Annotated in this window: 24 protein-coding genes; 4 read left to right on the plus strand and 20 right to left on the minus strand. The window is 70.7% G+C overall.

The annotated features are described in order from the left end of the window. Positions 1–8: 8 nt before the first annotated feature. From ABD808_RS33525 to kdpF, 4 genes are read right to left on the minus strand one after another with little or no spacing between them, the layout of a single operon-like run. Positions 9–848: a potassium-transporting ATPase subunit C gene (locus ABD808_RS33525; protein WP_344905738.1), complete on the minus strand. Its 840-nt coding sequence runs from the start codon at positions 846–848 to the stop codon at positions 9–11. Then, positions 848–2899 carry a potassium-transporting ATPase subunit KdpB gene (gene kdpB / locus ABD808_RS33530; protein WP_344905741.1) on the minus strand — a complete coding sequence of 684 codons (2052 nt, stop codon included), beginning with the start codon at positions 2897–2899 and terminating at the stop codon, positions 848–850. The genes ABD808_RS33525 and kdpB overlap by 1 nt, the downstream gene beginning before the upstream one ends. After that, positions 2899–4560, minus strand: coding sequence for a potassium-transporting ATPase subunit KdpA (gene kdpA, locus ABD808_RS33535; protein ID WP_344905744.1), 1662 nt, complete (start codon positions 4558–4560; stop codon positions 2899–2901). The genes kdpB and kdpA overlap by 1 nt, the downstream gene beginning before the upstream one ends. Further along, entirely contained in the window at positions 4560–4649 is a 90-nt protein-coding gene (gene kdpF, locus ABD808_RS33540; RefSeq protein WP_344905746.1) for a K(+)-transporting ATPase subunit F, read from the minus strand. The genes kdpA and kdpF overlap by 1 nt, the downstream gene beginning before the upstream one ends. A 222-nt stretch (positions 4650–4871) precedes the next feature. Between kdpF and ABD808_RS33545 the strand changes: the two genes are divergently transcribed. From ABD808_RS33545 to ABD808_RS33555, 3 genes are all read left to right on the plus strand, one after another. After that, the gene (locus ABD808_RS33545; RefSeq protein ID WP_344905749.1) at positions 4872–5270 is read left to right on the plus strand and encodes a helix-turn-helix transcriptional regulator; all 399 of its coding nucleotides are present in this window, start codon (positions 4872–4874) and stop codon (positions 5268–5270) included. Positions 5271–5278: 8 nt separating this feature from the next. Next, positions 5279–6064 (plus strand): SIS domain-containing protein, encoded by a 786-nt coding sequence (locus tag ABD808_RS33550; protein WP_344905752.1) that lies wholly within the window; start codon positions 5279–5281, stop codon positions 6062–6064. Between the two features lie 72 nt (positions 6065–6136). After that, the gene (locus ABD808_RS33555; RefSeq protein ID WP_344905755.1) at positions 6137–6790 is read left to right on the plus strand and encodes a D-sedoheptulose-7-phosphate isomerase; all 654 of its coding nucleotides are present in this window, start codon (positions 6137–6139) and stop codon (positions 6788–6790) included. 4 nt (positions 6791–6794) lie between these two features. Here the strand turns inward: ABD808_RS33555 and hypE are convergent, their stop codons facing one another. The 15 genes from hypE to ABD808_RS33625 form a co-directional block, all read right to left on the minus strand. Then, positions 6795–7880, minus strand: a complete 1086-nt coding sequence (gene hypE / locus ABD808_RS33560) for a hydrogenase expression/formation protein HypE (protein ID WP_344905758.1) — start codon at positions 7878–7880, stop codon at positions 6795–6797. Beyond that, the gene (gene hypD, locus ABD808_RS33565) at positions 7877–9004 is read right to left on the minus strand and encodes a hydrogenase formation protein HypD (protein ID WP_344905761.1); all 1128 of its coding nucleotides are present in this window, start codon (positions 9002–9004) and stop codon (positions 7877–7879) included. The genes hypE and hypD overlap by 4 nt, the downstream gene beginning before the upstream one ends. 18 nt (positions 9005–9022) lie before the next feature. Continuing rightward, positions 9023–9295 carry a HypC/HybG/HupF family hydrogenase formation chaperone gene (locus ABD808_RS33570; RefSeq protein ID WP_344905950.1) on the minus strand — a complete coding sequence of 91 codons (273 nt, stop codon included), beginning with the start codon at positions 9293–9295 and terminating at the stop codon, positions 9023–9025. Positions 9296–9331: 36 nt separating this feature from the next. Further along, on the minus strand, positions 9332–9442 hold the full coding sequence (locus tag ABD808_RS38725; RefSeq protein ID WP_425549005.1) for a DUF6893 family small protein: 111 nt from the start codon (positions 9440–9442) through the stop codon (positions 9332–9334). Positions 9443–9456: 14 nt separating this feature from the next. Beyond that, a complete protein-coding gene (locus ABD808_RS33575; protein WP_344905764.1) occupies positions 9457–9666 on the minus strand; it encodes a hypothetical protein in 210 nt (69 codons plus the stop codon). Then, positions 9666–10262 carry a DUF5947 family protein gene (locus ABD808_RS33580; protein ID WP_344905767.1) on the minus strand — a complete coding sequence of 199 codons (597 nt, stop codon included), beginning with the start codon at positions 10260–10262 and terminating at the stop codon, positions 9666–9668. Before ABD808_RS33580 ends, ABD808_RS33575 begins: the two co-directional genes overlap by 1 nt. Next, positions 10259–10819 (minus strand): NifU family protein, encoded by a 561-nt coding sequence (locus tag ABD808_RS33585; protein WP_344905770.1) that lies wholly within the window; start codon positions 10817–10819, stop codon positions 10259–10261. The genes ABD808_RS33580 and ABD808_RS33585 overlap by 4 nt, the downstream gene beginning before the upstream one ends. Beyond that, positions 10812–11006, minus strand: a complete 195-nt coding sequence (locus tag ABD808_RS33590; protein WP_344905773.1) for a nickel-dependent hydrogenase large subunit — start codon at positions 11004–11006, stop codon at positions 10812–10814. Before ABD808_RS33590 ends, ABD808_RS33585 begins: the two co-directional genes overlap by 8 nt. Positions 11007–11049: 43 nt before the next feature. Continuing rightward, positions 11050–12258: an RNA-guided endonuclease InsQ/TnpB family protein gene (locus ABD808_RS33595; RefSeq protein ID WP_344905775.1), complete on the minus strand. Its 1209-nt coding sequence runs from the start codon at positions 12256–12258 to the stop codon at positions 11050–11052. Between the two features lie 32 nt (positions 12259–12290). Then, positions 12291–12437, minus strand: a complete 147-nt coding sequence (locus ABD808_RS33600) for a hypothetical protein (protein ID WP_344905778.1) — start codon at positions 12435–12437, stop codon at positions 12291–12293. 51 nt (positions 12438–12488) lie between these two features. Further along, the gene (locus ABD808_RS33605; RefSeq protein WP_344905781.1) at positions 12489–13526 is read right to left on the minus strand and encodes an NADH-quinone oxidoreductase subunit B family protein; all 1038 of its coding nucleotides are present in this window, start codon (positions 13524–13526) and stop codon (positions 12489–12491) included. A 3-nt stretch (positions 13527–13529) separates the two neighbouring features. Then, entirely contained in the window at positions 13530–13958 is a 429-nt protein-coding gene (locus tag ABD808_RS33610) for a hydrogenase maturation nickel metallochaperone HypA/HybF (protein WP_344905784.1), read from the minus strand. Next, the gene (locus ABD808_RS33615; RefSeq protein WP_344905786.1) at positions 13951–14442 is read right to left on the minus strand and encodes a hydrogenase maturation protease; all 492 of its coding nucleotides are present in this window, start codon (positions 14440–14442) and stop codon (positions 13951–13953) included. Before ABD808_RS33615 ends, ABD808_RS33610 begins: the two co-directional genes overlap by 8 nt. Then, positions 14439–15740, minus strand: a complete 1302-nt coding sequence (locus ABD808_RS33620) for a hypothetical protein (protein ID WP_344905788.1) — start codon at positions 15738–15740, stop codon at positions 14439–14441. The genes ABD808_RS33615 and ABD808_RS33620 overlap by 4 nt, the downstream gene beginning before the upstream one ends. A gap of 127 nt (positions 15741–15867) precedes the next feature. Continuing rightward, complete coding sequence (locus ABD808_RS33625) at positions 15868–16452, minus strand: TetR/AcrR family transcriptional regulator (RefSeq protein ID WP_344905789.1); 585 nt, start codon at positions 16450–16452, stop codon at positions 15868–15870. An 80-nt stretch (positions 16453–16532) separates the two neighbouring features. Here ABD808_RS33625 and ABD808_RS33630 point away from each other — a divergent pair, with 80 nt between their 5' ends. After that, a complete protein-coding gene (locus ABD808_RS33630) occupies positions 16533–17483 on the plus strand; it encodes an NAD(P)-dependent oxidoreductase (RefSeq protein WP_344905791.1) in 951 nt (316 codons plus the stop codon). A 2-nt stretch (positions 17484–17485) separates the two neighbouring features. Here ABD808_RS33630 and ABD808_RS33635 read toward each other — a convergent pair whose 3' ends face one another. Then, the gene (locus tag ABD808_RS33635) at positions 17486–18616 is read right to left on the minus strand and encodes an enolase C-terminal domain-like protein (RefSeq protein WP_344905793.1); all 1131 of its coding nucleotides are present in this window, start codon (positions 18614–18616) and stop codon (positions 17486–17488) included. Between the last annotated feature and the right edge of the window lie 71 nt (positions 18617–18687).

Below are 18687 nucleotides of genomic sequence, written 5' to 3' on the forward strand. Positions count from 1 at the left end.
CCATCCTCTCAGCCCCGGTAGGGAACGGCCCTGTCCAGGGCGAGGTTCAACCGCAGCACGTTCACGGCGGGCTGGCCCATGAAGCCGAAGGCGCGGCCGGTGGTCTCCTCCCGGACGAGCTTCCGAACCGTGCCGACCGGGACGCCGCGCGCCTCCGCGACCCGCCGCGCCTGGAGGTCGGCGTAGGCGACGGAGATGTGCGGGTCGAGCCCGGAGCCGCTCGCGGTGACCGCGTCGGCCGGGACGGCGGGCTTGGCCGGAGCGTCTCCCCGCACCGGCACGATCCGTCCGGCGCGCGGGTCGTCGCCGGGCGTCGCGCACTGCACCCCGACGCCCTTGTATTCGGCAATGAACGGCACTGCCGGGCAGGGCTGGTTGACGCTGATCACCCTGTCCGGGCGGACAGAGAGAACCGCGCCCACACCGCCGCTGGTGCAGTAGGGCCGCGCGCCGTCCACCCCGTTCAGCTCCCCCACCTCCTTGCTGCGCGTGCAGACGGCGGTGAGCAGGCTCGGCTCTCCGTCCCGGTCGACGACGTCCTCGGGGCCGAGGTTGCTCGCGGACGTCGCGGTCGGGTCGTAGCCGTCCCCGGCGGCGGACGGCCGACTCTGGAAGTACTGCCGGAGCGGCTTTCCGTCCGCGTCGGTGAACGACTGGCCGATGAGGCCGCTGCCGACGTTCCTGCCGTCCACGCTGACGTAGGAGCCGTCCGCGCGGTCCTTCAGGCCGGGCAGTTGCGCGACGGCGAACACGGCCAGCGGGTATAGGACGCCCAGCAGGGCGGTGAAGACGAGCAGCGCGCGGAGCGCGGCGAGATGCCTGTGCAGCCAGGCGGGAAGTGCGTGCATCACTCGATCCCCGGAACGAACTGGACGACAAGGTCAATGATCTTGATCCCGGCGAACGGGGCGACGAGCCCGCCGAGCCCGTAGACCAGCAGGTTGCGGCTCAGCAGCCGGGACGCCGGGCCGGGCCGGTACCGGACGCCGCGCAGCGCCAGCGGGATCAGCGCCACGATGATCAGCGCGTTGAACACGACGGCCGACAGGATCGCCGACTGCGGGCTGGACAGCCGCATCACGTTCAGGGTGTCCAGGCCCGGGAACAGCGCGACGAACAGGGCCGGGATGATGGCGAAGTACTTCGCGACGTCGTTGGCGATGGAGAACGTCGTCAGCGCGCCCCGGGTGATGAGCAACTGCTTGCCGATCTCGACGATCTCGATGAGTTTGGTCGGGTCGGAGTCCAGGTCGACCATGTTCCCGGCCTCCTTGGCGGCGCTGGTGCCGGTGTTCATGGCGACGCCGACGTCGGCCTGCGCGAGGGCGGGCGCGTCGTTGGTGCCGTCCCCGGTCATCGCGACGAGACGGCCGCCCTCCTGCTCGGTCTTGATCAGGGACATCTTGTCCTCGGGCCTGGCCTCGGCGAGGAAGTCGTCGACCCCGGCCTCGTCCGCGATGGCCTTGGCGGTGAGCGGGTTGTCGCCGGTGACCATGACGGTCCTGATGCCCATGGCGCGCATCCGGTCGAACCGCTCCCGCATGCCCGGCTTGACGACGTCCTTCAGGTGGACGACGCCCAGCACGCGGGCCTCGCCGTCCCGGGCCTCGGCGACGACGAGCGGGGTGCCGCCGGACGCCGAGATGCCGTCGACGACCTCGGCGAGCGCCCGGGGCACCTCGCCGCCCTGGTCGCGGACCCAGCCGGTGACCGCGCCGGACGCGCCCTTGCGCAGCCTGCGACCGTCGACGTCGACGCCCGACATCCGGGTCTTGGCCGTGAACGGCACCCATTCCGCGTGGGTCAGCTCCCCCGCGTGGCGGGCGCGCAGCCCGTACGCCCCCTTGGCGTGGACGACGATCGAGCGGCCCTCGGGGGTCTCGTCGGCCAGCGAGGACAGCTGCGCCGCGTCCGCGAGCCTCGCGCCCGTCGTCCCGCCGACCGGGATGAACTCCGACGCCTGCCGGTCGCCGAGGGTGATCGTGCCGGTCTTGTCGAGCAGCAGCGTGTCGACGTCGCCCGCGGCCTCGACGGCGCGTCCGGACATCGCCAGCACGTTGCGCCGGACGAGCCGGTCCATGCCCGCGATGCCGATCGCCGACAGCAGCGCCCCGATCGTCGTCGGGATGAGGCACACCACCAGCGAGACCAGCACGATCCCGGTCACGCCGTGGGAGTCGAGCGCGAACCCGCCGTGCACGCCCGGGTCGTTCGCCACGGAGTAGATCGCCAGCGGCTGCATGCTCGCGATCGCCACCAGGAAGATGATCGTCAGCGCGGCGAGCAGGATGTTCAGCGCGATCTCGTTCGGGGTCTTACGCCGGGACGCGCCCTCCACCAGCGCGATCATCCGGTCCACGAACGACTCGCCGGGACGCTGCGTGATCCGCACGACGATCCGGTCGGACAGCACCCGGGTGCCGCCGGTCACCGCGCTGCGGTCGCCGCCGGACTCGCGGATGACCGGCGCGGACTCGCCGGTGATCGCCGACTCGTCCACGCTGGCGATGCCCTCGATCACGTCCCCGTCGCCCGGGATCAGTTGCCCCGCCTCGACGACGACGGTGTCGCCGCGACGCAGCTCGGCCGCCGACACGACCTCCTCACCGGCACCGGTGAGACGCCGCGCGGTGGTCTCCTGCTTGGCCTTCCTGAGCGTGGCGGCCTGCGCCTTGCCGCGTCCCTCGGCGACGGCCTCCGCCAGGTTCGCGAACAGCACGGTGAGCCACAGCCACACCGTGATCAGCACGGCGAACGCCGACGGGTCCAGGACGGCCATGACGGTCGTCCACACCGCGCCGATCTCGACGACGAGCATCACCGGGTTGCGCCACATGACCCGGGGGTCGAGCTTGCGCAGCGCGACGGGCGCGGAGGCGAGCAGTGTGCGCGTGAGCATCAGTGGATCCCCTCTGCGAGCGGCCCGAGGGCCAGCGCGGGAAAGAACGTGAGGGCGACGAGGATCAACGTCACGCCCGCGACCATGCCGACGAACTGCGGCCGGTGCGTCGGCAACGTGCCCGCCGACGCCGGGACGGGCGTCTGCCGCGCCAGCGACCCGGCGAGCGCCAGCGCCAGCACGATCGGCAGGAAACGGCCGAACGCCATGGCCAGGCCGAGCGCGACGTCGTAGAACGGGGTGGCGACGCTGAGGCCCGCGAACGCCGAGCCGTTGTTGTTGCCCGCCGAGGTGAACGCGTACAGCACCTCCGACAGGCCGTGCGGGCCCGCGTTCAGCATGCTCTCGCGCGGCCCGTCCAGCGCCATCGCGACACCCGTGCCCACCAGGACGATCATGGGCGTGACCAGGAAGTACATCGAGGCCAGCTTGATCTCGCGGGCACCGATCCGCTTGCCGAGGTAGGCGGGCGTCCGGCCGACCATCAGCCCGGCCGCGAACACCGTGACGATCGCCAGGATCAGCATCCCGTAGAGGCCGGAGCCGACGCCGCCGGGCGCGACCTCCCCGACCATCATGTTCAGCATCGTCAGCGCGCCGCCGAGCGCCGTGTAGGAGTCGTGGAACGAGTCGACGGCCCCGGTGGAGGTCAGCGTGGTCGCGGCGGCGAACGTAGCCGAGTTCGCGACGCCGAACCGCGTCTCGGTGCCCTCCGTCGCCGCCGCCACGGACTGGGGGACGGTCCCGTGGTGCGCCAGCTGGGCGGCGTTCAGCGCGACGACGCTGAGCAGCGCCAGCGTGGCCATCACCGCGACGATCGCGACGCCCTGCCGCCGGTCGCCGACCATCCGGCCGAACGTGCGGGGCAGCGAGAACGGGATCAGCAGGATCAGGAGGATCTCGATCCAGTTCGTCCAGCTCGTCGGGTTCTCGAAGGGGTGCGCCGAGTTGGCGTTGGCGAAGCCGCCGCCGTTGGTGCCGAGTTCCTTGATGACCTCCTGGGACGCCATCGGCCCCCCAGTGATCGTCTGCTTTCCGCCGGTGAGCGTGCCGACGGTGTGCGGGTCGGCGAAGTTCTGGACCACACCACCGGCGACCAGCACGATCGCGGCGACCGCCGCGATGGGCAGCAGGACGCGCAGCACGGCCCGGGTGAGGTCCACCCAGAAGTTGCCCAGCTCGCCCGTCCCGCGCCGGGCCAGGCCGCGCACGAACGCCATCGCCACGGCGATGCCGACGGCGGCCGACACGAAGTTCTGCACCGCGAGCCCGGCCATCTGCGCCAGGTGGCCCATGGTGCTCTCGCCGGAGTACGCCTGCCAGTTGGTGTTGGTGACGAAGCTGATCGCGGTGTTCCAGGCGACGTCGGGGTCGACGCCGCCGAACCCGAGGCTGAGCATCAGATGGCTCTGGAGCCGTTGCAGCCCGTAGAGGGCCAGCACGGACACCACCGAGAACGCCAGCACGCTCCGCGCGTAGCCGCCCCAGGACTGCTCGGCGTCCGGGTCGACGCCGACGGCCCGGTAGACCAGCCGCTCGGCCCGCCAGTGTTTGCTGGACGTGAACGTCCGGTACATGTGGTCGCCGAGCGGCACGTGCACGGCGGCGAGCACCAGGATGAGGGATCCGATGAACAGGATCCCGGCCGTCGTCTCCCCCATCAGAACTTCTCCGGACGGATCAGCGCGATGACGAGGAAGACGACCAGTCCGGCGGCGAGCGCGAGCCCGACCGCGTTCTCGGCGCTCACAGCCGTCCCGCCCCCTTCACGACGAGGCCGAGCAGCGCGAAGACCGCGAGCGTCAGCACGATGAACACGAGGTCTGTCATGCAGGCAGCGAACACCCGTTTTGGCTGGATATGGCCGGTCTTGACGCCATTCCTACGCCGATGCCGGTGATCTTCACGCGATCGCTACGGGGCCGCGAAAGTTCTCCGGGCCGGGGCGTTAGATCGGGGGCGTTCGGGTTAGGTGCGTAACGCGAGCGACATCCCGGCTGGAGGCGACGTGTGCGGCAGCGAGATCCGCAGCATGCTCCAGCCGTTCCTGCTGTTGCTGATCTACCAGCGTCCCGGCCACGGCTACGACCTGATCGACCGACTTGCCGCCATGGGCGTCGCGGACGTCGAGCCGGGGCACGCCTACCGAGTGCTGCGCGGCCTGGAGCGGGAGCGGTTGCTGACGTCGAGTTGGGTGCCCTCCGACGCGGGCCCGGCCCGCCGCCGCTACGAGTTGACGCCGCAGGGCCTCGCCGACCTGCGGACGCGGATGTCGAGCCTGGACCGGTTCGGCCGCGTGCTCGACGCCTTCCTCGGCCTGTGGAAAGAGACCTCGTCCCGGGGCGACGCCCTCGCCGTCCCGCGAACGTGAGGGGAACCATGTCGGTTGACCAGTCGGTATCGGCGGTCCGGAGCGCTTTCGCCCGGCGGGTGGCTCCGGGGCGCGCCCTCGGCGACGACGCGCCCGTCATCGCCGCCGCGTGCCGGGACATGGCCGCGCGGTTCCAGCGCGGCGGGCGTCTGTTCGTGTTCGGCAACGGCGGTGCCGCGACCGACGCCCAGCACGTCGCCGTCGAGTTCGTGCATCCGGTCGTCGTCGGGAAGCGGGCCCTTCCCGCGATCTGCCTGACCGACGACGCGGCGGTCCTGTCGGGGATCGCGGGCGCGCACGGCTTCGACGCGGTGTTCGCCCGTCAGCTACACCTCCTCGCCGGACCGGACGACATCGCCCTCGGCATCTCCGCCGACGGCCGCTGCCCGAACGTCCTGGAAGGGCTGCGCACCGCGAACGAGCTGGGGATGTGCACCGTCGCTCTGGTCGGCGGTGACGGGAACGTCGCCGCCGATCACGTCGTGACGGCCAGGTCCGACGATCCGAGCGTCGTGAAAGAGGTGCACGTCACCGCGTATCACGTCCTGTGGGAGCTGGTGCATGTGTTCTTCGAGCAGCCCGGCGCACTCGAATGCCACGACGGCGTCTGCGTGACGTGCTCGGACACCGCGCTCCCGCTCCGCGTCCGGGAGATCATCGGAGACGGACTCGCCATCGTCGACACCAACTCCGGCCCAGAGGAGATCAGCGTCGCCCTGGTGAACGCCCACCCCGGCGACATCGTCCTCGTCCACGCCAAAGAAGCCATCGCATTGGTGGAGGGAGCGTCATGACCGCAGCGGAGCGAGGATCTTGGCGCCTCCTCCTCGGGGTCTGGGGGGCGCCCCCCAGAAAGGCAGGGCCCCATGACCAGTGAGATGGAAGCGCTCTATCCGTTCCTCTATGCGGGTAAGAGCGAGCCCGACGCGGTGTTGGCGGAGGTGCGGCGGTCTACGGAGGAGAAGGCGGCTGAGATCGTCGCGCTGCGGGAATCGTTGGCCGAGTCGCATGCTGAACGGCTCGTCCGGTGTGCGCGGGAGTTGGCGGCGCGGTTCCTGGACGGCGGTCGACTGTTCGCTTTCGGCAACGGGGGCAGCAGCTCGGACGCGCAGCGGGTCGTAGGGCTGCACGCCTGTCCGCCGCCGCCCGCGCGGCCGCTGCCCGCCATGTCGCTGCCCCATGACGTGGCCTCGGTGACGGCGTTGTCGAACGACGTCGGGTTCGAGGTGGTGTTCGCGCGCAAGCTCGCGGCGCTGGGACGGCGTGGCGATATTGCCGTGGGGTTCTCGACGAGCGGTGGGTCCGCCAATTTGTTGCGCGCGTTCGAGGAGGCCGGTCGGCTCGGCATGGTGACGGTCGGGTTCGCGGGCTACGACGGCGGGAAGATGGCGGAGTCGGGCATGGTGGAGCATCTGTTCGTGGTGCCGTCGTCGTCCGTCCACCGGATCCAGGAGGCGCAGACGACGCTCTACCACGTGCTGTGGGAGCTGACGCAGCGCGCGCTCGCCGGGGAGCTGTAGCCGGTCAGCAGATCCGGGGCAGCGGGTCGCCGACGAGCATGTCCACGATCCGGGTGCCACCGAAGGCCGTCTTCAGCAGGACGATCCCGGGTGGGTCGTCCTTGATCCGGCCGACGAGCGCGGCGTCCGCGCCGAGTGGGTGGGCGCGTAGGGCGTCCAGTGCGGTGTCCGCCTGGTCGCCGTCCACGACGGCGACGAACCGCCCCTCGCACGCCACGTAGAGGGGGTCGATGCCGAGCAGCTCGCAGGCGCCGGTGACCATCGGGCGGACGGGCACGGCGGCCTCGTCGACGACGATCCCGAAGCCGGAGGCGTCCGCGATCTCGTTGAGGACGGTCGCGACCCCGCCGCGCGTCGCGTCCCGCAGCACCCGCACGCCGCCGGGCACGGCGTCCAGCAACGCCGAGACCGGTTCGTGGAGCGGCGCGGTGTCGGAGGTGAGGCTGGCCTCGATGTCCAGCTCGCCGCGCGCCAGCATGATCGTGACGCCGTGCTCCCCGATCGGCCCCGAGACGAGGACGGCGTCGCCCGGCCGCACGGTGGCGGTCCCGAGGCTCACGTCCCGCTCCAGGACGCCGATCCCGGCGGTGATGACGTAGCAGCCGTCGCCCTTGCCGCGCTGGACGACCTTCGTGTCGCCCGTGACGATCGCGACGCCCGCCGCCTCGGCCGCCGCCGCCATCGACGCGACGATCCGGCGCAGGTCGTCGACCGGGAGGCCCTCCTCCAGGACGAACCCGGCCGACAGGTACTTCGGCCGGGCGCCGCAGACGGCGAGGTCGTTGACGGTCCCGTTCACCGCCAGGTCACCGATGTCGCCGCCGGGGAAGAACAGCGGGGACACGACGAACGAATCGGTGGTGAACACCGCCCGGCCGCCCGCGACGTCGAGCGTGGCGCCGTCCTCCATGGCCTCCAGCGCCGGGTTGCGGAAGGCGTCGACGAACACGGCCTCGATGAGGGTGTGCGTCGCCTTGCCCCCGGCGCCGTGGGCGAGCGTGACGCGCTCGTCCTTCACCACGGGCCTGCGGCGGCGTGCCCGTTCGATGCGGTCGAGAACCTGCCGTTCCCGGGTGTCCATTTCCGTCATGCGCGGGTCGCCTCCATCACGCGGTCCCGCGTGAACCTGCCGAAGTTGTAGTACGCGGCACAGGCACCTTCGGACGACACCATGCACGTGCCGATCGGTGTCTCCGGGGTGCAGGCCGTGCCGAACACCTTGCATTCCCAGGGTTTGATGACGCCCTTGAGTACCTCCCCGCACTGACACGCCTTCGGGTCGGCCACGCGGACGCCGGGCAGCTCGAAAATGCGTTCCGCGTCGTGCGCGGCGTAGGCGTCCTGGACGCGCAACGCCGAATGGGAGATGAATCCAAGGCCGCGCCATTCGAAGTAGGGGCGCAGTTGCATCGTCCGGCCGATCGCCTGGAGCGCCCTCGGGTTCCCTGCCCACGGCACGACGCGCGTGTACTGGTTCTCGACCTCCGCCCGCCCCTCGGCGAGCTGCCGGAGCAGCATGTGGACCGACTGGAGGATGTCGAGCGGCTCGAACCCGGAGCACACGAGCGGCTTTCCGTAACGCTCGGGGATGAACTCGTACGGGCGGCAGCCGATGACGGTCGACACGTGGCCGGGCCCGAGGAAGCCGTCGAGCCGCAGGTCCGGCGAGTCCAGGATCGCCTTGATCGCCGGGATGATCGTGACGTGGTTGCAGAAGACCGAGAAGTTGGCGACGCCCTCGTCGGCGGCGCGCAGCAGCGTCATCGCCGTGGACGGCGCCGTCGTCTCGAACCCGATCGCCATGAACACGACCCGGCGGTCGGGGTTGGTGCGGGCGATCTTCAGCGCGTCCAGCGGCGAGTACACCATCCGGATGTCGGCGCCCTCGGCCTTGGCGTCGAAGAACGAGCCGTCCCCACCGGGCACCCGCATCATGTCCCCGAAGGACGTCATGATCACGTCGGGGTGGCGGGCTATCGCGATGGCGTCGTCGACCCGTCCCATGGGGATGACGCAGACCGGGCAGCCGGGGCCGTGCACCAGCGTGACGTTCTCCGGAAGGTAGTCCTCCAGCCCGTGCTTGTAGATGGTGTGCGTGTGCCCGCCGCACACCTCCATGAACTTGTACTCGCGGCCCGGCTCGCACAACGCGGCGATCTCCGCCGCCAGGGCGCGGGCCTGGGCCGCGTCGCGGTACTCGTCGACGAACCGCATGCCTGTCCTTCCGTGGGTTCAGGTGATGTCGGAGTCGGCGAGCGCGACCAGCTCGTCGGTGTAGGCCTGGCCGAGCCCGCGCAGCATCTCCAGCGTCGCCGCCGCCTCCGCCTCGTCGATCTTCGACATGGCGAACCCGACGTGCACCAGCACCCAGTCGCCGGTGCCGATCTCGCCCGGCCCGAGCAGGCCGATGTTCACGACCCGCCGGACGCCCACGACCTCGACCGTGGCCAGGTCCGCGCGCTCCGCCGACAGCTCGACGACCTCACCGGGGATGCCGAGGCACATCCGCCGCACCGCCCTTCCCGGTCACATCCGTCCCGGTCACATCCGCTCGATCCTGAGGTACCGGCGCATGGCCGGGGTCTCCTTCCAGACGAGGGTGAGCAGCCCGGCGGCCGTCACACAGCCCACCGCGATCCACATCTTCCGCATGTCGTCTCCCTTCCTTAACCGGGTGGCACGTTGGGCATGATCGGCAGGATCGGGTCGTGCCGCTTCGGGCGGACGCCCGTCGACCGCCGCGAATCCGCCGTGCCGTCCTTGTGGTGGCCCTTCTCCTGCTCGTAGCCGCCCTTGGCGTTGCCCTGGTGCACGCCCTTGACGTGCGAGGGCGTGTCGGGCTTCACGTGCGGCTTCCCTACGCGGATCTCCGCCATCAGTCCTCCTCCGTCTCGGTGAGCCCATCGAAGAACGCCTCGATCTCGGCTCGTACGCGGTGTCCCCCGGTCAGGCCGGTCCACGCCAGCCGGATCGCGCCGACGAGCCGGTAGCAGTCGTCGATCGGGACGAGCCACTGTTCGTCGGCGTCCCCGGTCGTGTTGACCAACAGCGCCTCGGACGCCGGACGCATCGACGCGAGCGTTGCGCAGTCGCGGGTCGCGGCCGTCCAGGCGCCGGGGTCCACGGTCCAGGCGGTGGCGCCCGCCGGGCTCGGGTAGCGGGCCGTCACCGCGCCGTCCGGCTCCACGACGAAGAACGCGAGGCCGACCGGGACGCCGAGGTCGGCCGCGCGGACGCCGTCGAGCCTGATCCGGCGGCCGGGCACGAGCCGGTAGTGGCCCTTTCCTGCGCCGTCCCGCTCGAACAGCAGCGCGCAGGCCCGGCACGCGCACAGCGGTTCACCGCTGCGCTCGTCCAGGATGTGCTTGTGGTCGTCGCCGAGCGGGAGCGCGCACAGCCCGCACGCGTCGGAGACCTCCGGACCCCCGGTGGACGCCCGCTTCACCAGCCGCTCGAAGGCCCCGGCCGTCACCGCGCACCGTCCCGCCGTATGAGGGCCTCAACCGGAACGAACGCGGGCGGGGGCGGCGGTTCGACGAACTCGACGCGCGTCGCGTCCGGCGCGACCGCGAGGACCGCCTCCCGAACGGCCTCCTTCGCCTTCCCCGCGCCGCAGCCGCACCCGCCGGACGCCAGCCGGACCCGCACGGTGTCGCCCTCGATCCCGTCCAGTTCCGCGCCGGGTCCGATGGCCTGGGCGATCCGCCGCTCGACCGGCTCCGGATGGACGCCGTGCAGGACGAGCAGGTGCCCGACCAACTCGTCGTCCAGCAGCGTTTCGGTGAGCCGCCGGTCACCCGCGACGCGGTCCATGACCCGGGCCAGCGCCTCCCCGTACACCTCGGCGAGCAGCGTGACGGCGGACAGGGCCGACTCGGCGATCGCGCCGGGCGTCCGCTCCAGCCCGCCCAGCGACTCGTCGAGCCGGGCCAGCCGGTCGGCGACCTCCCCGGCGGCGAACCGGACGGGCCCGGTGGGCGCGGCGAGTGCGGCGGGAACGGCGGGTGCGGCGGGTGCGGCCTCAGCCATGGGTCGCACCGAACATCGGTGAGTGCATCTTCTTGAGCGTCCGTCCGCCGCCGACGTACATGTGCACACCGCACGGCAGGCACGGGTCGAAGCTGCGGACGGCGCGCATGATGTCGACGCCCTTGAAGTCGTCCGGCCCGTTCTCCTCGAAGATCGGCATGTCCTGGACGGCATCCTCGTACGGCACCTCGAAGTCCTCGAAAAAGACTGCGGGTCCTTGCCCTTCTTGACTATCTCCCTCGACCAAGGTCGGGGATTCCAGCCTTCACAGGCTGGGGTTCCTGCTTCGTTGGCGGGTGCATCCGATTGTTCGGATGTCTGACCTCGCCTCCACAGGCCGTCACCGCTCGACCAGCGGCCAGGATGTTCTTGGCGGCGTTGACGTCCCGATCATGCCGGGTGCCGCAAAACGGGCATCGCCAGGTCCGGGTGCCAAGCGAGAGCCGCGCGAGCAGGTGACCGCACGCCGAACAGGTTTTGGAGCTAGGGAACCAGCGATCGACCACCACGAGGTCCCGCCCCACCCGCGCGCATTTGTACTCCAGTTGGCGGCGGAACTCGCCCCACCCGCAGTCGGAGATCGCCCGCGCCAGGGTGCGGTTGCGGACCATGTTGGCCACCGCGAGGTCTTCGACGACGATTACGTCGTAGTCACGAACCAGCCGTGTCGAGGTCTTATGCAGGAAATCCCGGCGTGCATCGCGCACTTTTGCGTGTGCACGGGCGACCTTGATCCTGGCTTTCCTGCGGTTGCTAGATGTGTGCTGCTTGCGCGCCATCCGCCGCTGGTAGCGGGCCAGATTGGCAGCCTTACGCTGTAGATGCCGGGGATTCGAGATCCGCTCCCCGTCGGACGTCACCGCGAAGTCGGTGATGCCCAGATCGACACCGACCATCGCGCCGGTGGCTGGGGCCCGAACGAGGCCGGCTCCGTCCACAGACAGGGAGACATACCAGCGTTCGTCAGGGTCACGGGAGACGGTAACCGTGGTTGGGTCGAGCGCGGCGGGATCGATTCCGGGCCAAGACCACACCAACTCCAGTGGCATGCTGGTCTTGGCCAAGGTCAGGCGTCCGTCGCGCCAACGGAACCCACTTCGGGTGTACTCAGCGCTTTGGCGGCCGCGCCGGGACTTGTAGCGCGGATAGCGTGTCCGTCCGGCGAAGAAGTTGGCGAAGGCGCGCTGCTGAGTACGTAACACTTGTTGCAGCGGCACCGAGGACACCTCGTTCAGCCATGCGAATTCCTCAGCCTGTTTGAGGTGCGTGAGGAACGCATTCGCCTGCGGCACGTTGGTGGAGACACGATCTTGGTGCCAGCGGCGATGCCGCCAAGCGAGGGTTTGATTCCACACCACACGCACGCATCCGAACGTGCGGCTCAGCATCGCAGCCTGCTCGGGGGTCGGGTACGCCCGACATTTGTACGCTGTCCGCACAACCGCATCTTAGCAGGATGCCTCAGCTCTGCTTAACGATTCGGCCGCCGGTTCGCGAAGTCGATCTTGGTGTAGATGCCGAGGTTGCCGATGATGCGGGTGATCGGGTCCCACGACATCTCGACGAGTTGCCCCGCCTGTTCCCGGGCCTGCTGCCCGGGGCGCACGGACGTTGCCATGTGCGGTCCTCCCCTTGTCTGTCGGCCGTTGTCTGTCCGGCCCCCGTCCGGCTATGGCCGCCAGCGCGGGTCGTAGCCGCTGGTCAGCAGCTCACGGTTGTGGTGCCACTTCGGCTCCTTGTTCACGGTGGCGTTGGTGATGCCGCGCATCCGGCGGATGAAGGCCCCGTACGGCTTGATCAGCGTCGTGGACAGGCTGCCGCCGGGTGGGGCGTCCATGAACGGCATGAACTTGTCGGGGAAGCCGGGCATGGTGCATCCGATGCAGATGCCGCCGACGTTCGGGCAGCCGCCGATGCCGCCCATCCAGCCGCGCTTCGGCACGTTGCAGTTGACGACCGGCCCCCAGCAGCCGACCTTCACCTGGCACTTCGGCGAGTTGTAGTCCCGGGCGAAGTCGGCCTGCTCGTAGTACGCGGCGCGGTCGCAGCCCTCGTGCACCGTCTTCCCGAAGATCCACTGGGGGCGGAGCATGTCGTCCAGCGGCGGTGGCGGCGCGCTGCCCGCGGCGTGCTGGAGCACCCAGGTCAGGGTCTCCATGAAGTTCTCCGGCTGGATCGGGCAGCCCGGGACGTTCACGATCGGCAGGCCGCCCGCCGACCGGAAGTCCCAGCCGAGGTAGTCGGCGAGGCCCATGCAGCCGGTCGGGTTGCCCGCCATCGCGTGGATGCCGCCGTACGTCGCGCACGTCCCGGCGGCGACGACCGCCCACGCACGGGGCGCCAGCCGGTCGAGCCACCAGTTCAGCGTCAGCGGCTCCCCGGTGTCGGGGTCGTTGCCGAACGACGACCAGAACCCGTCCCCGTTGATCTTCTCGTTGGGGACGGAGCCCTCCAGCACGAAGATGAACGGCTCCAGCTCCCCGATGGCCGCCGCGCGGAACGGGGCGAGGAAGTCCTCGCCGCCCTGCGAGGGCGAGAGCACCTTGTTGTGCAGGCGCACCTTCGGCAGGCCCGGGATCAGGCCGCCAACGACGTCCTCGATGGAGGGCTGCGCCGACGCCGTCATCGACACGGTGTCGCCGTCGCAGCTCATGCCCTCCGAGATCCACAGGATGTGGATCTCGTCGATACCGTTCTCGCCGCTCATCGCCTACCTCCTGGTCGTCTGGTCGGGCAGGGTCGTCTCGTCGGGCAGGGTCGTCTCGTCGGACCGGGTCTCCTTGGGCTGGGGCGTCTCGTCGGGCGCGTCCACGGTGATCGACTCCAGGACGACGTTCTCGGATCCGACGCTCTCCACGTCCAGGGAGCCGCAGCGCGGGCAGGCCGCGAGCGCCACGGCGTTGTCGATCGGCGTCTCGGCGTGGCAGCGTCCGCAGCGCGCGGACAGCGGCTCCAGGACGAGTTCGACGTGGGCGCCCTCCGCCACCGTCCCCGTCGCCGCGACCTGCACGCCCTGCTCGATCACCTGCGGGTCGACCGGATGACCGCCGATGCGGACCCGCATGCCGCGCACCGGCCGTCCGGCGGCCCGGCGGACCGCCGCCTCGACGATCGCGTCGCACATCCCCAGCTCATGCATGCGTCTGCTCCTTCTCCGCCGCCTCACGGGCGAGTTCGGTGACCAGCCGGACGGCCTCGTCCACGGCCGCGCGCACCGGTTTCGACAGCTCCATGCCCTCGGCCACGGTGTCGGGACGGCAGCCGACGACGAGGACACGTCCGACATCGCCGCCGAGATGCCGCAGCAGCCGCAGCACGGCCACCGGGTTCATGCCGTGCCCGTCGACGGCGGGGCCTTCGCCCAGATCGGCGCCCGGGTCGGGTTCGATGACGGCGAGGGTGCCGGGCGGGCCGTCGAGCGGCACCGCGTCCACCATGATCAGCGTGCGGTGGCGGCCGTCCAGCAGCTCGTAGGCCAGGTGGACGCCGCGGATGCCGTAGTCGACGACGTCCACGTTCGGGGGCAGTGCCCCGGCGTCGACGCGGCGGACGACCTCCACCCCGAACCCGTCGTCGCCGAGGAACACGTTGCCGATCCCGGCCACCAGCACCCGGCCGCTCACAGCGGCTCCACCTCGTCGGGCGCGAAGTAGCGGTACCGGCCGTACCACTGGTTCAGTTCGGCGGCCGGGTCGTCCTCGACGGTGACCGCGAAGTGCCTGGCGTCGTCCACGTCGGTCATGACGGCCTCGACGCGGGCGGTCCTGCCGTCCAGGAACCGGTCCTGCGGGTCGGTGCCGCGCGCCCGGGGCCGCAACCGGACCCGGCTTCCCTTCGCGACCCGGACGCCCGCCACCTCAACGCCGTTCGGTTCGCTGTCGGGCGGCCGGATGACGCCGTGCAGGCGCGCGAACGACTCCGGCGGGATCGACTCCGTCCGGTCGAGGATCTCGGCGGCACGCGGGTCGGTGCCGCGCGCCTCGCGCTTCTCGGCGTCGGTCAGCGTCAGCGTCCGCAGCGACAGGATCTCGTCGATCTCCGTGGCATCGTGCAGGTCACCGGGGCTTTCGGGGGCGACGCGCGGGTGGTCGTACAGCAGGATCGGCGAGGACAGGACGAGGCGCGGGTCTCCCGGCGCGCCCGCCAGCACGGGGAAGGTGTGGACGTTCTCGCATTCCTTGGCGGCTTGCTCGGCCCACGGCGGCGGGTCGAGGAGGGAGAGGAAGGCGCCGCCGTCCGTCCTGAGCAGGACGTGACATGCGACGAGAGACCGTCGCAGCGCCTCGTCACGGGAGACGTCCGGCGCGGTCGCAGTGTCGATGTTGTCGATGCGCACCCGAATGCGATGAAGCCTGCGCGGGGCGTCGTACGGGGTCGTCAGCACGGTCACGGAGGCGGCCAGCGGCCATCGCCTGCGCACGACCCGTCCTTCGCCGTCGCCGACGAACTCGACGTCCTCGCCTTCCGGGACGCGCAGGTCGAATTTCTGCTCGCCGTCCATCAGGGAGATCGTGAAGTCGAATTCCTGCGGCACCGCCTCGTCGAATGCGAGTTCCAGCCGCTCCCCTACCGACAGCGAATCGACGGGGCGGAAAGAACCGTCCGGGAGCCGTTCTTCCACTGTTTTGCTCTGGCATTGCAGAAACCTGATTCGGCAATGCAGGACGCCGTCCTCAGGGGCCTCGGCGAGGCATTCGGTCTGCTGCCACGGCGCCTCGGCGGAACCGGCCACGCTCGTGTCGTCCAGGCCCTGCTCCGCAGCCCACGCCGGTGGGACGACCACGCCGAACTGCCAGCGCACCCGGTTCTTCCCCGACGACCTCCGGTACGGATAGAGCAGATATCCCTCATACAGGACGGCGTCGGCAACGGCGCGCGCGTACTCGAATCCGTCGGCGGCCGTGACCGGCTCGCTCCCCATTCGGATCCCACCCTCCCGACCGCCGTTGTCCACGCGCAAGACAGCGCTTCAGATATAGCAACGGAGATCGGACCCGGTAAGTGAAGACGTCCAGTAAGTGACCGCGTCCAGTAAGTGACCGGCGCACCTACACGCAGGAATCCAGATAGGGGCCGAGTTCTCGGGACACGGCCCGAAGCGGGCGGACGTTCCGCTCCGCCCTCGCCATCAGGATCGCGCCCTCCAGTGAGCTGATCATCAGCGTGGCGAGCGCGTCGGCCCGTCCGGCCGGAACGCCCATCACGGTCAGCTCCCGCGCGACCGGACGTCGCCACGCCGCGAACGCGGCGGCAGAAGCGGCCCGCGTGGACTCGACGGACTCCGCGCAGTCGACCGTAGCGGCCGCGACTGGACAGCCCTTCGCGAAGCCCTCCGACTGATATTCGTCGATCCACTGACCCACCATCGCGGCGAACAACCTGCCGGGCGTGGGACGGGACATCCCGGATACGAACCGGGCGACGCGCTTGCTCGCATACCGTCCGGCCCACTCCAGAGCCTCGTTGACGAGCTGTTCCTTGCCACCGGGAAAGTAGTGCTGGAGCGACCCGCGCGGCGCGCCCGCGTGCTCGGCGACCTCCCGCAGGCCGGTCGCGTTGACCCCGTCGCGGCGGATCAGCTGCGCGGCGGCGAACACCATCCGCTCACGCGGACCCCGCTCGGACGCACTCATCAACACTCTCCGCCTATTGCTTCTCCCACCTGCACCATTATCATGACCGTTGTCATAACCCGCAAGATCGGATGGCGACGATGCGTGCGGATCTCGGCTTCATCGGCCTCGGCGTCATGGGCGCCCCCATGGCACTCAACCTGGCCCGCGCCGCTCTCCTCTGTGGGGACGACGACCCACACCCCCCGGAACGGCCCAGGTCTGACCTGGTCGTCTGGAACCGCACCACCGCCAAGAGCGAGCCGCTGCGCGCGGCCGGTGCGACGGTGGCGGCGAGCCCCGCCGAGGTCTGCCGCCGGGCGGGCGTCGTGTTCCTGATGCTGGCGGACGGCCCCGCGATCGACTCCGTGCTCGGACGCGGCACACCCGCCTTCGCCGCCAACGTCGCCGGGCGCGTGCTCGTCCACATGGGCACGACGTCGCCGGACTACTCGCACGGCCTCGAAACGGACATCCGCGCCGCCGGGGGCCGGTACGTCGAGGCCCCGGTCTCCGGCTCCCGGGGGCCCGCCGAGCAGGGCGGCCTCGTCGGGCTGCTGGCGGGCGACCCGGCGGCCGTGGACCTCGTCCGCCCGCTGCTCGGCCCGATGTGCGCCGAGTCGTTCACCTGCGGACCCGTCCCGAACGCGCTGCTGATGAAGCTGTCGGTCAACCTGTTCCTGATCACGATGGTGACGGGCTTGGTGGAGTCGTTCCACTTCGCCGCCCGGCACGGCCTGGACGCGCACCGCCTCCGCGACGTGCTCGACGCGGGCCCGATGGCGAGCACCGTGTCACGGGCGAAGGCGGCCAAGCTCGTCGCCCGCGACTTCTCCGTCCAGGCGTCGATCGCGAACGTCCTGGACAACAACCGCCTGGTCGCGGAGGCCGCCCGCGACTCCGGCACCGCGTCCCCGCTCCTGGACGTCTGCCACGCCCTCTACGGCGAGACGCTCGCGCTGGGCCACGGCGAGGCGGACATGGCGGCCGTCCTCCACGCGATCGAGTCACGAACCGGGCACCGCGCCGAGGCGCCCGCGAACCAGCCCTGACGTCAGGACGGCCGCCGACCGTGCACGCGGTACGGTTCGGCGTCGTCCCACCTGACCTCCAGGCCGAGCCCGGCCCGATCACGCGCCGGACACAACGCCCCGTCCACAGGGCTGAGCGTCCCGTCGAAAAGCAGCCGCTCGACACGCACGTGGTCGTGGAAATACTCCAGATGCCGAAGCCGCCGCACCGCGCAGAAGGAATGGGCCGACACGGCGGGCGCGCAGTGGGCCGACAGATCGATCTGTCGTGCCGAAGCCAGCCCGGCGACCTGGGAAAGGCCGGTGATTCCACCGCAACGGGTGACGTCGGCTTGCAGGCAGTCCACGGCGGGGCCGTCGAGCAGGTCGGCGAAGTCCTTCAGGACGAACCCGTACTCGCCCGCCGCGATCTCCAGACGGCCCGGCCCCCGCTCGCGCAGCAGCCGCAGCCCCGCGACGTCGTCGGAACTGACCGGTTCCTCGAACCAGCGGACGTCCCACTCGTCGGCGAACCGCCGCGCCCAGTACAGGGCGTCCTTGCGGGTCAGGGCGCCGTTGGCGTCGACCATCAGCTCCGTTTCCGGCCCGATCGCGTCCCGGACGGCGGTCAGCCGCCGCGCGTCGTCGTCCGGCCGCCGCCCGACCTTCAGCTTGACCCGCGGTATCCCCTGCTCGACCCATTTGCCGAGCTGGCCCGTGAGCCGGTCGAGCGGATAGTTGGTGAACCCGCCACTGCCGTACACAGGCACCCGGTCGTGAAAGGAAGGAAGCACCTGGAACAGGGGCAGCCCGAGCAGGCGCGCCTTGAGGTCCCACAACGCGATGTCGACGACGGACACCGCCATCGCGCCCACCCCGGGACGCCCGGCGTTGCGGATCGCCGCGACCATGCGCTCCCACACGGCCGGAGGCGCGAGCGCGTCACCGCCCCGCACGACCGACGCCAGCACCGACTCCACGAACATGGCGACCGAGACGTCCCCATACGTGTAGCCGATACCGGTGTGCCCGCCACCGTCCGCCTCGACGAGGACGAGGGTCGTGGAGTCCCAGCGGAGGGTGCCGTCCTCCTCGTGCCCGCCGGGGCCGTCGGTGGCGACCCGGAAGGCGTGCACCCGCAGGTCCCGGACCTCGACGCTCTCCCGCTCCGGCACGGCACCCCCTCTACGGCGACTGCTACCGACTACCTCCCAGCGTCGAGACGAAACAGCGCGGAGCGGGACGG

It is taken from the genome of Actinomadura meridiana, from assembly GCF_039537545.1.
Lineage (GTDB): Bacteria > Actinomycetota > Actinomycetes > Streptosporangiales > Streptosporangiaceae > Spirillospora > Spirillospora meridiana.

Bases quoted from the DNA above. Each gene is read 5' to 3' on its own strand.
- ABD808_RS33620 (WP_344905788.1), bottom strand. From the start codon at position 15,740: ATGGGGAGCGAGCCGGTCACGGCCGCCGACGGATTCGAGTACGCGCGC.
- kdpB (WP_344905741.1), bottom strand. From the start codon at position 2,899: ATGCTCACGCGCACACTGCTCGCCTCCGCGCCCGTCGCGCTGCGCAAG.
- ABD808_RS33570 (WP_344905950.1), bottom strand. From the start codon at position 9,295: ATGTGCCTCGGCATCCCCGGTGAGGTCGTCGAGCTGTCGGCGGAGCGC.
- ABD808_RS38725 (WP_425549005.1), bottom strand. From the start codon at position 9,442: ATGCGGAAGATGTGGATCGCGGTGGGCTGTGTGACGGCCGCCGGGCTG.
- ABD808_RS33605 (WP_344905781.1), bottom strand. From the start codon at position 13,526: ATGAGCGGCGAGAACGGTATCGACGAGATCCACATCCTGTGGATCTCG.
- ABD808_RS33600 (WP_344905778.1), bottom strand. From the start codon at position 12,437: ATGGCAACGTCCGTGCGCCCCGGGCAGCAGGCCCGGGAACAGGCGGGG.
- hypE (WP_344905758.1), bottom strand. From the start codon at position 7,880: ATGACGGAAATGGACACCCGGGAACGGCAGGTTCTCGACCGCATCGAA.
- hypD (WP_344905761.1), bottom strand. From the start codon at position 9,004: ATGCGGTTCGTCGACGAGTACCGCGACGCGGCCCAGGCCCGCGCCCTG.
- ABD808_RS33625 (WP_344905789.1), bottom strand. From the start codon at position 16,452: ATGAGTGCGTCCGAGCGGGGTCCGCGTGAGCGGATGGTGTTCGCCGCC.
- ABD808_RS33575 (WP_344905764.1), bottom strand. From the start codon at position 9,666: ATGGCGGAGATCCGCGTAGGGAAGCCGCACGTGAAGCCCGACACGCCC.
- ABD808_RS33585 (WP_344905770.1), bottom strand. From the start codon at position 10,819: ATGGCTGAGGCCGCACCCGCCGCACCCGCCGTTCCCGCCGCACTCGCC.
- ABD808_RS33630 (WP_344905791.1), top strand. From the start codon at position 16,533: ATGCGTGCGGATCTCGGCTTCATCGGCCTCGGCGTCATGGGCGCCCCC.
- ABD808_RS33525 (WP_344905738.1), bottom strand. From the start codon at position 848: ATGCACGCACTTCCCGCCTGGCTGCACAGGCATCTCGCCGCGCTCCGC.
- ABD808_RS33610 (WP_344905784.1), bottom strand. From the start codon at position 13,958: ATGCATGAGCTGGGGATGTGCGACGCGATCGTCGAGGCGGCGGTCCGC.
- kdpA (WP_344905744.1), bottom strand. From the start codon at position 4,560: ATGGGGGAGACGACGGCCGGGATCCTGTTCATCGGATCCCTCATCCTG.
- ABD808_RS33555 (WP_344905755.1), top strand. From the start codon at position 6,137: ATGACCAGTGAGATGGAAGCGCTCTATCCGTTCCTCTATGCGGGTAAG.
- ABD808_RS33550 (WP_344905752.1), top strand. From the start codon at position 5,279: ATGTCGGTTGACCAGTCGGTATCGGCGGTCCGGAGCGCTTTCGCCCGG.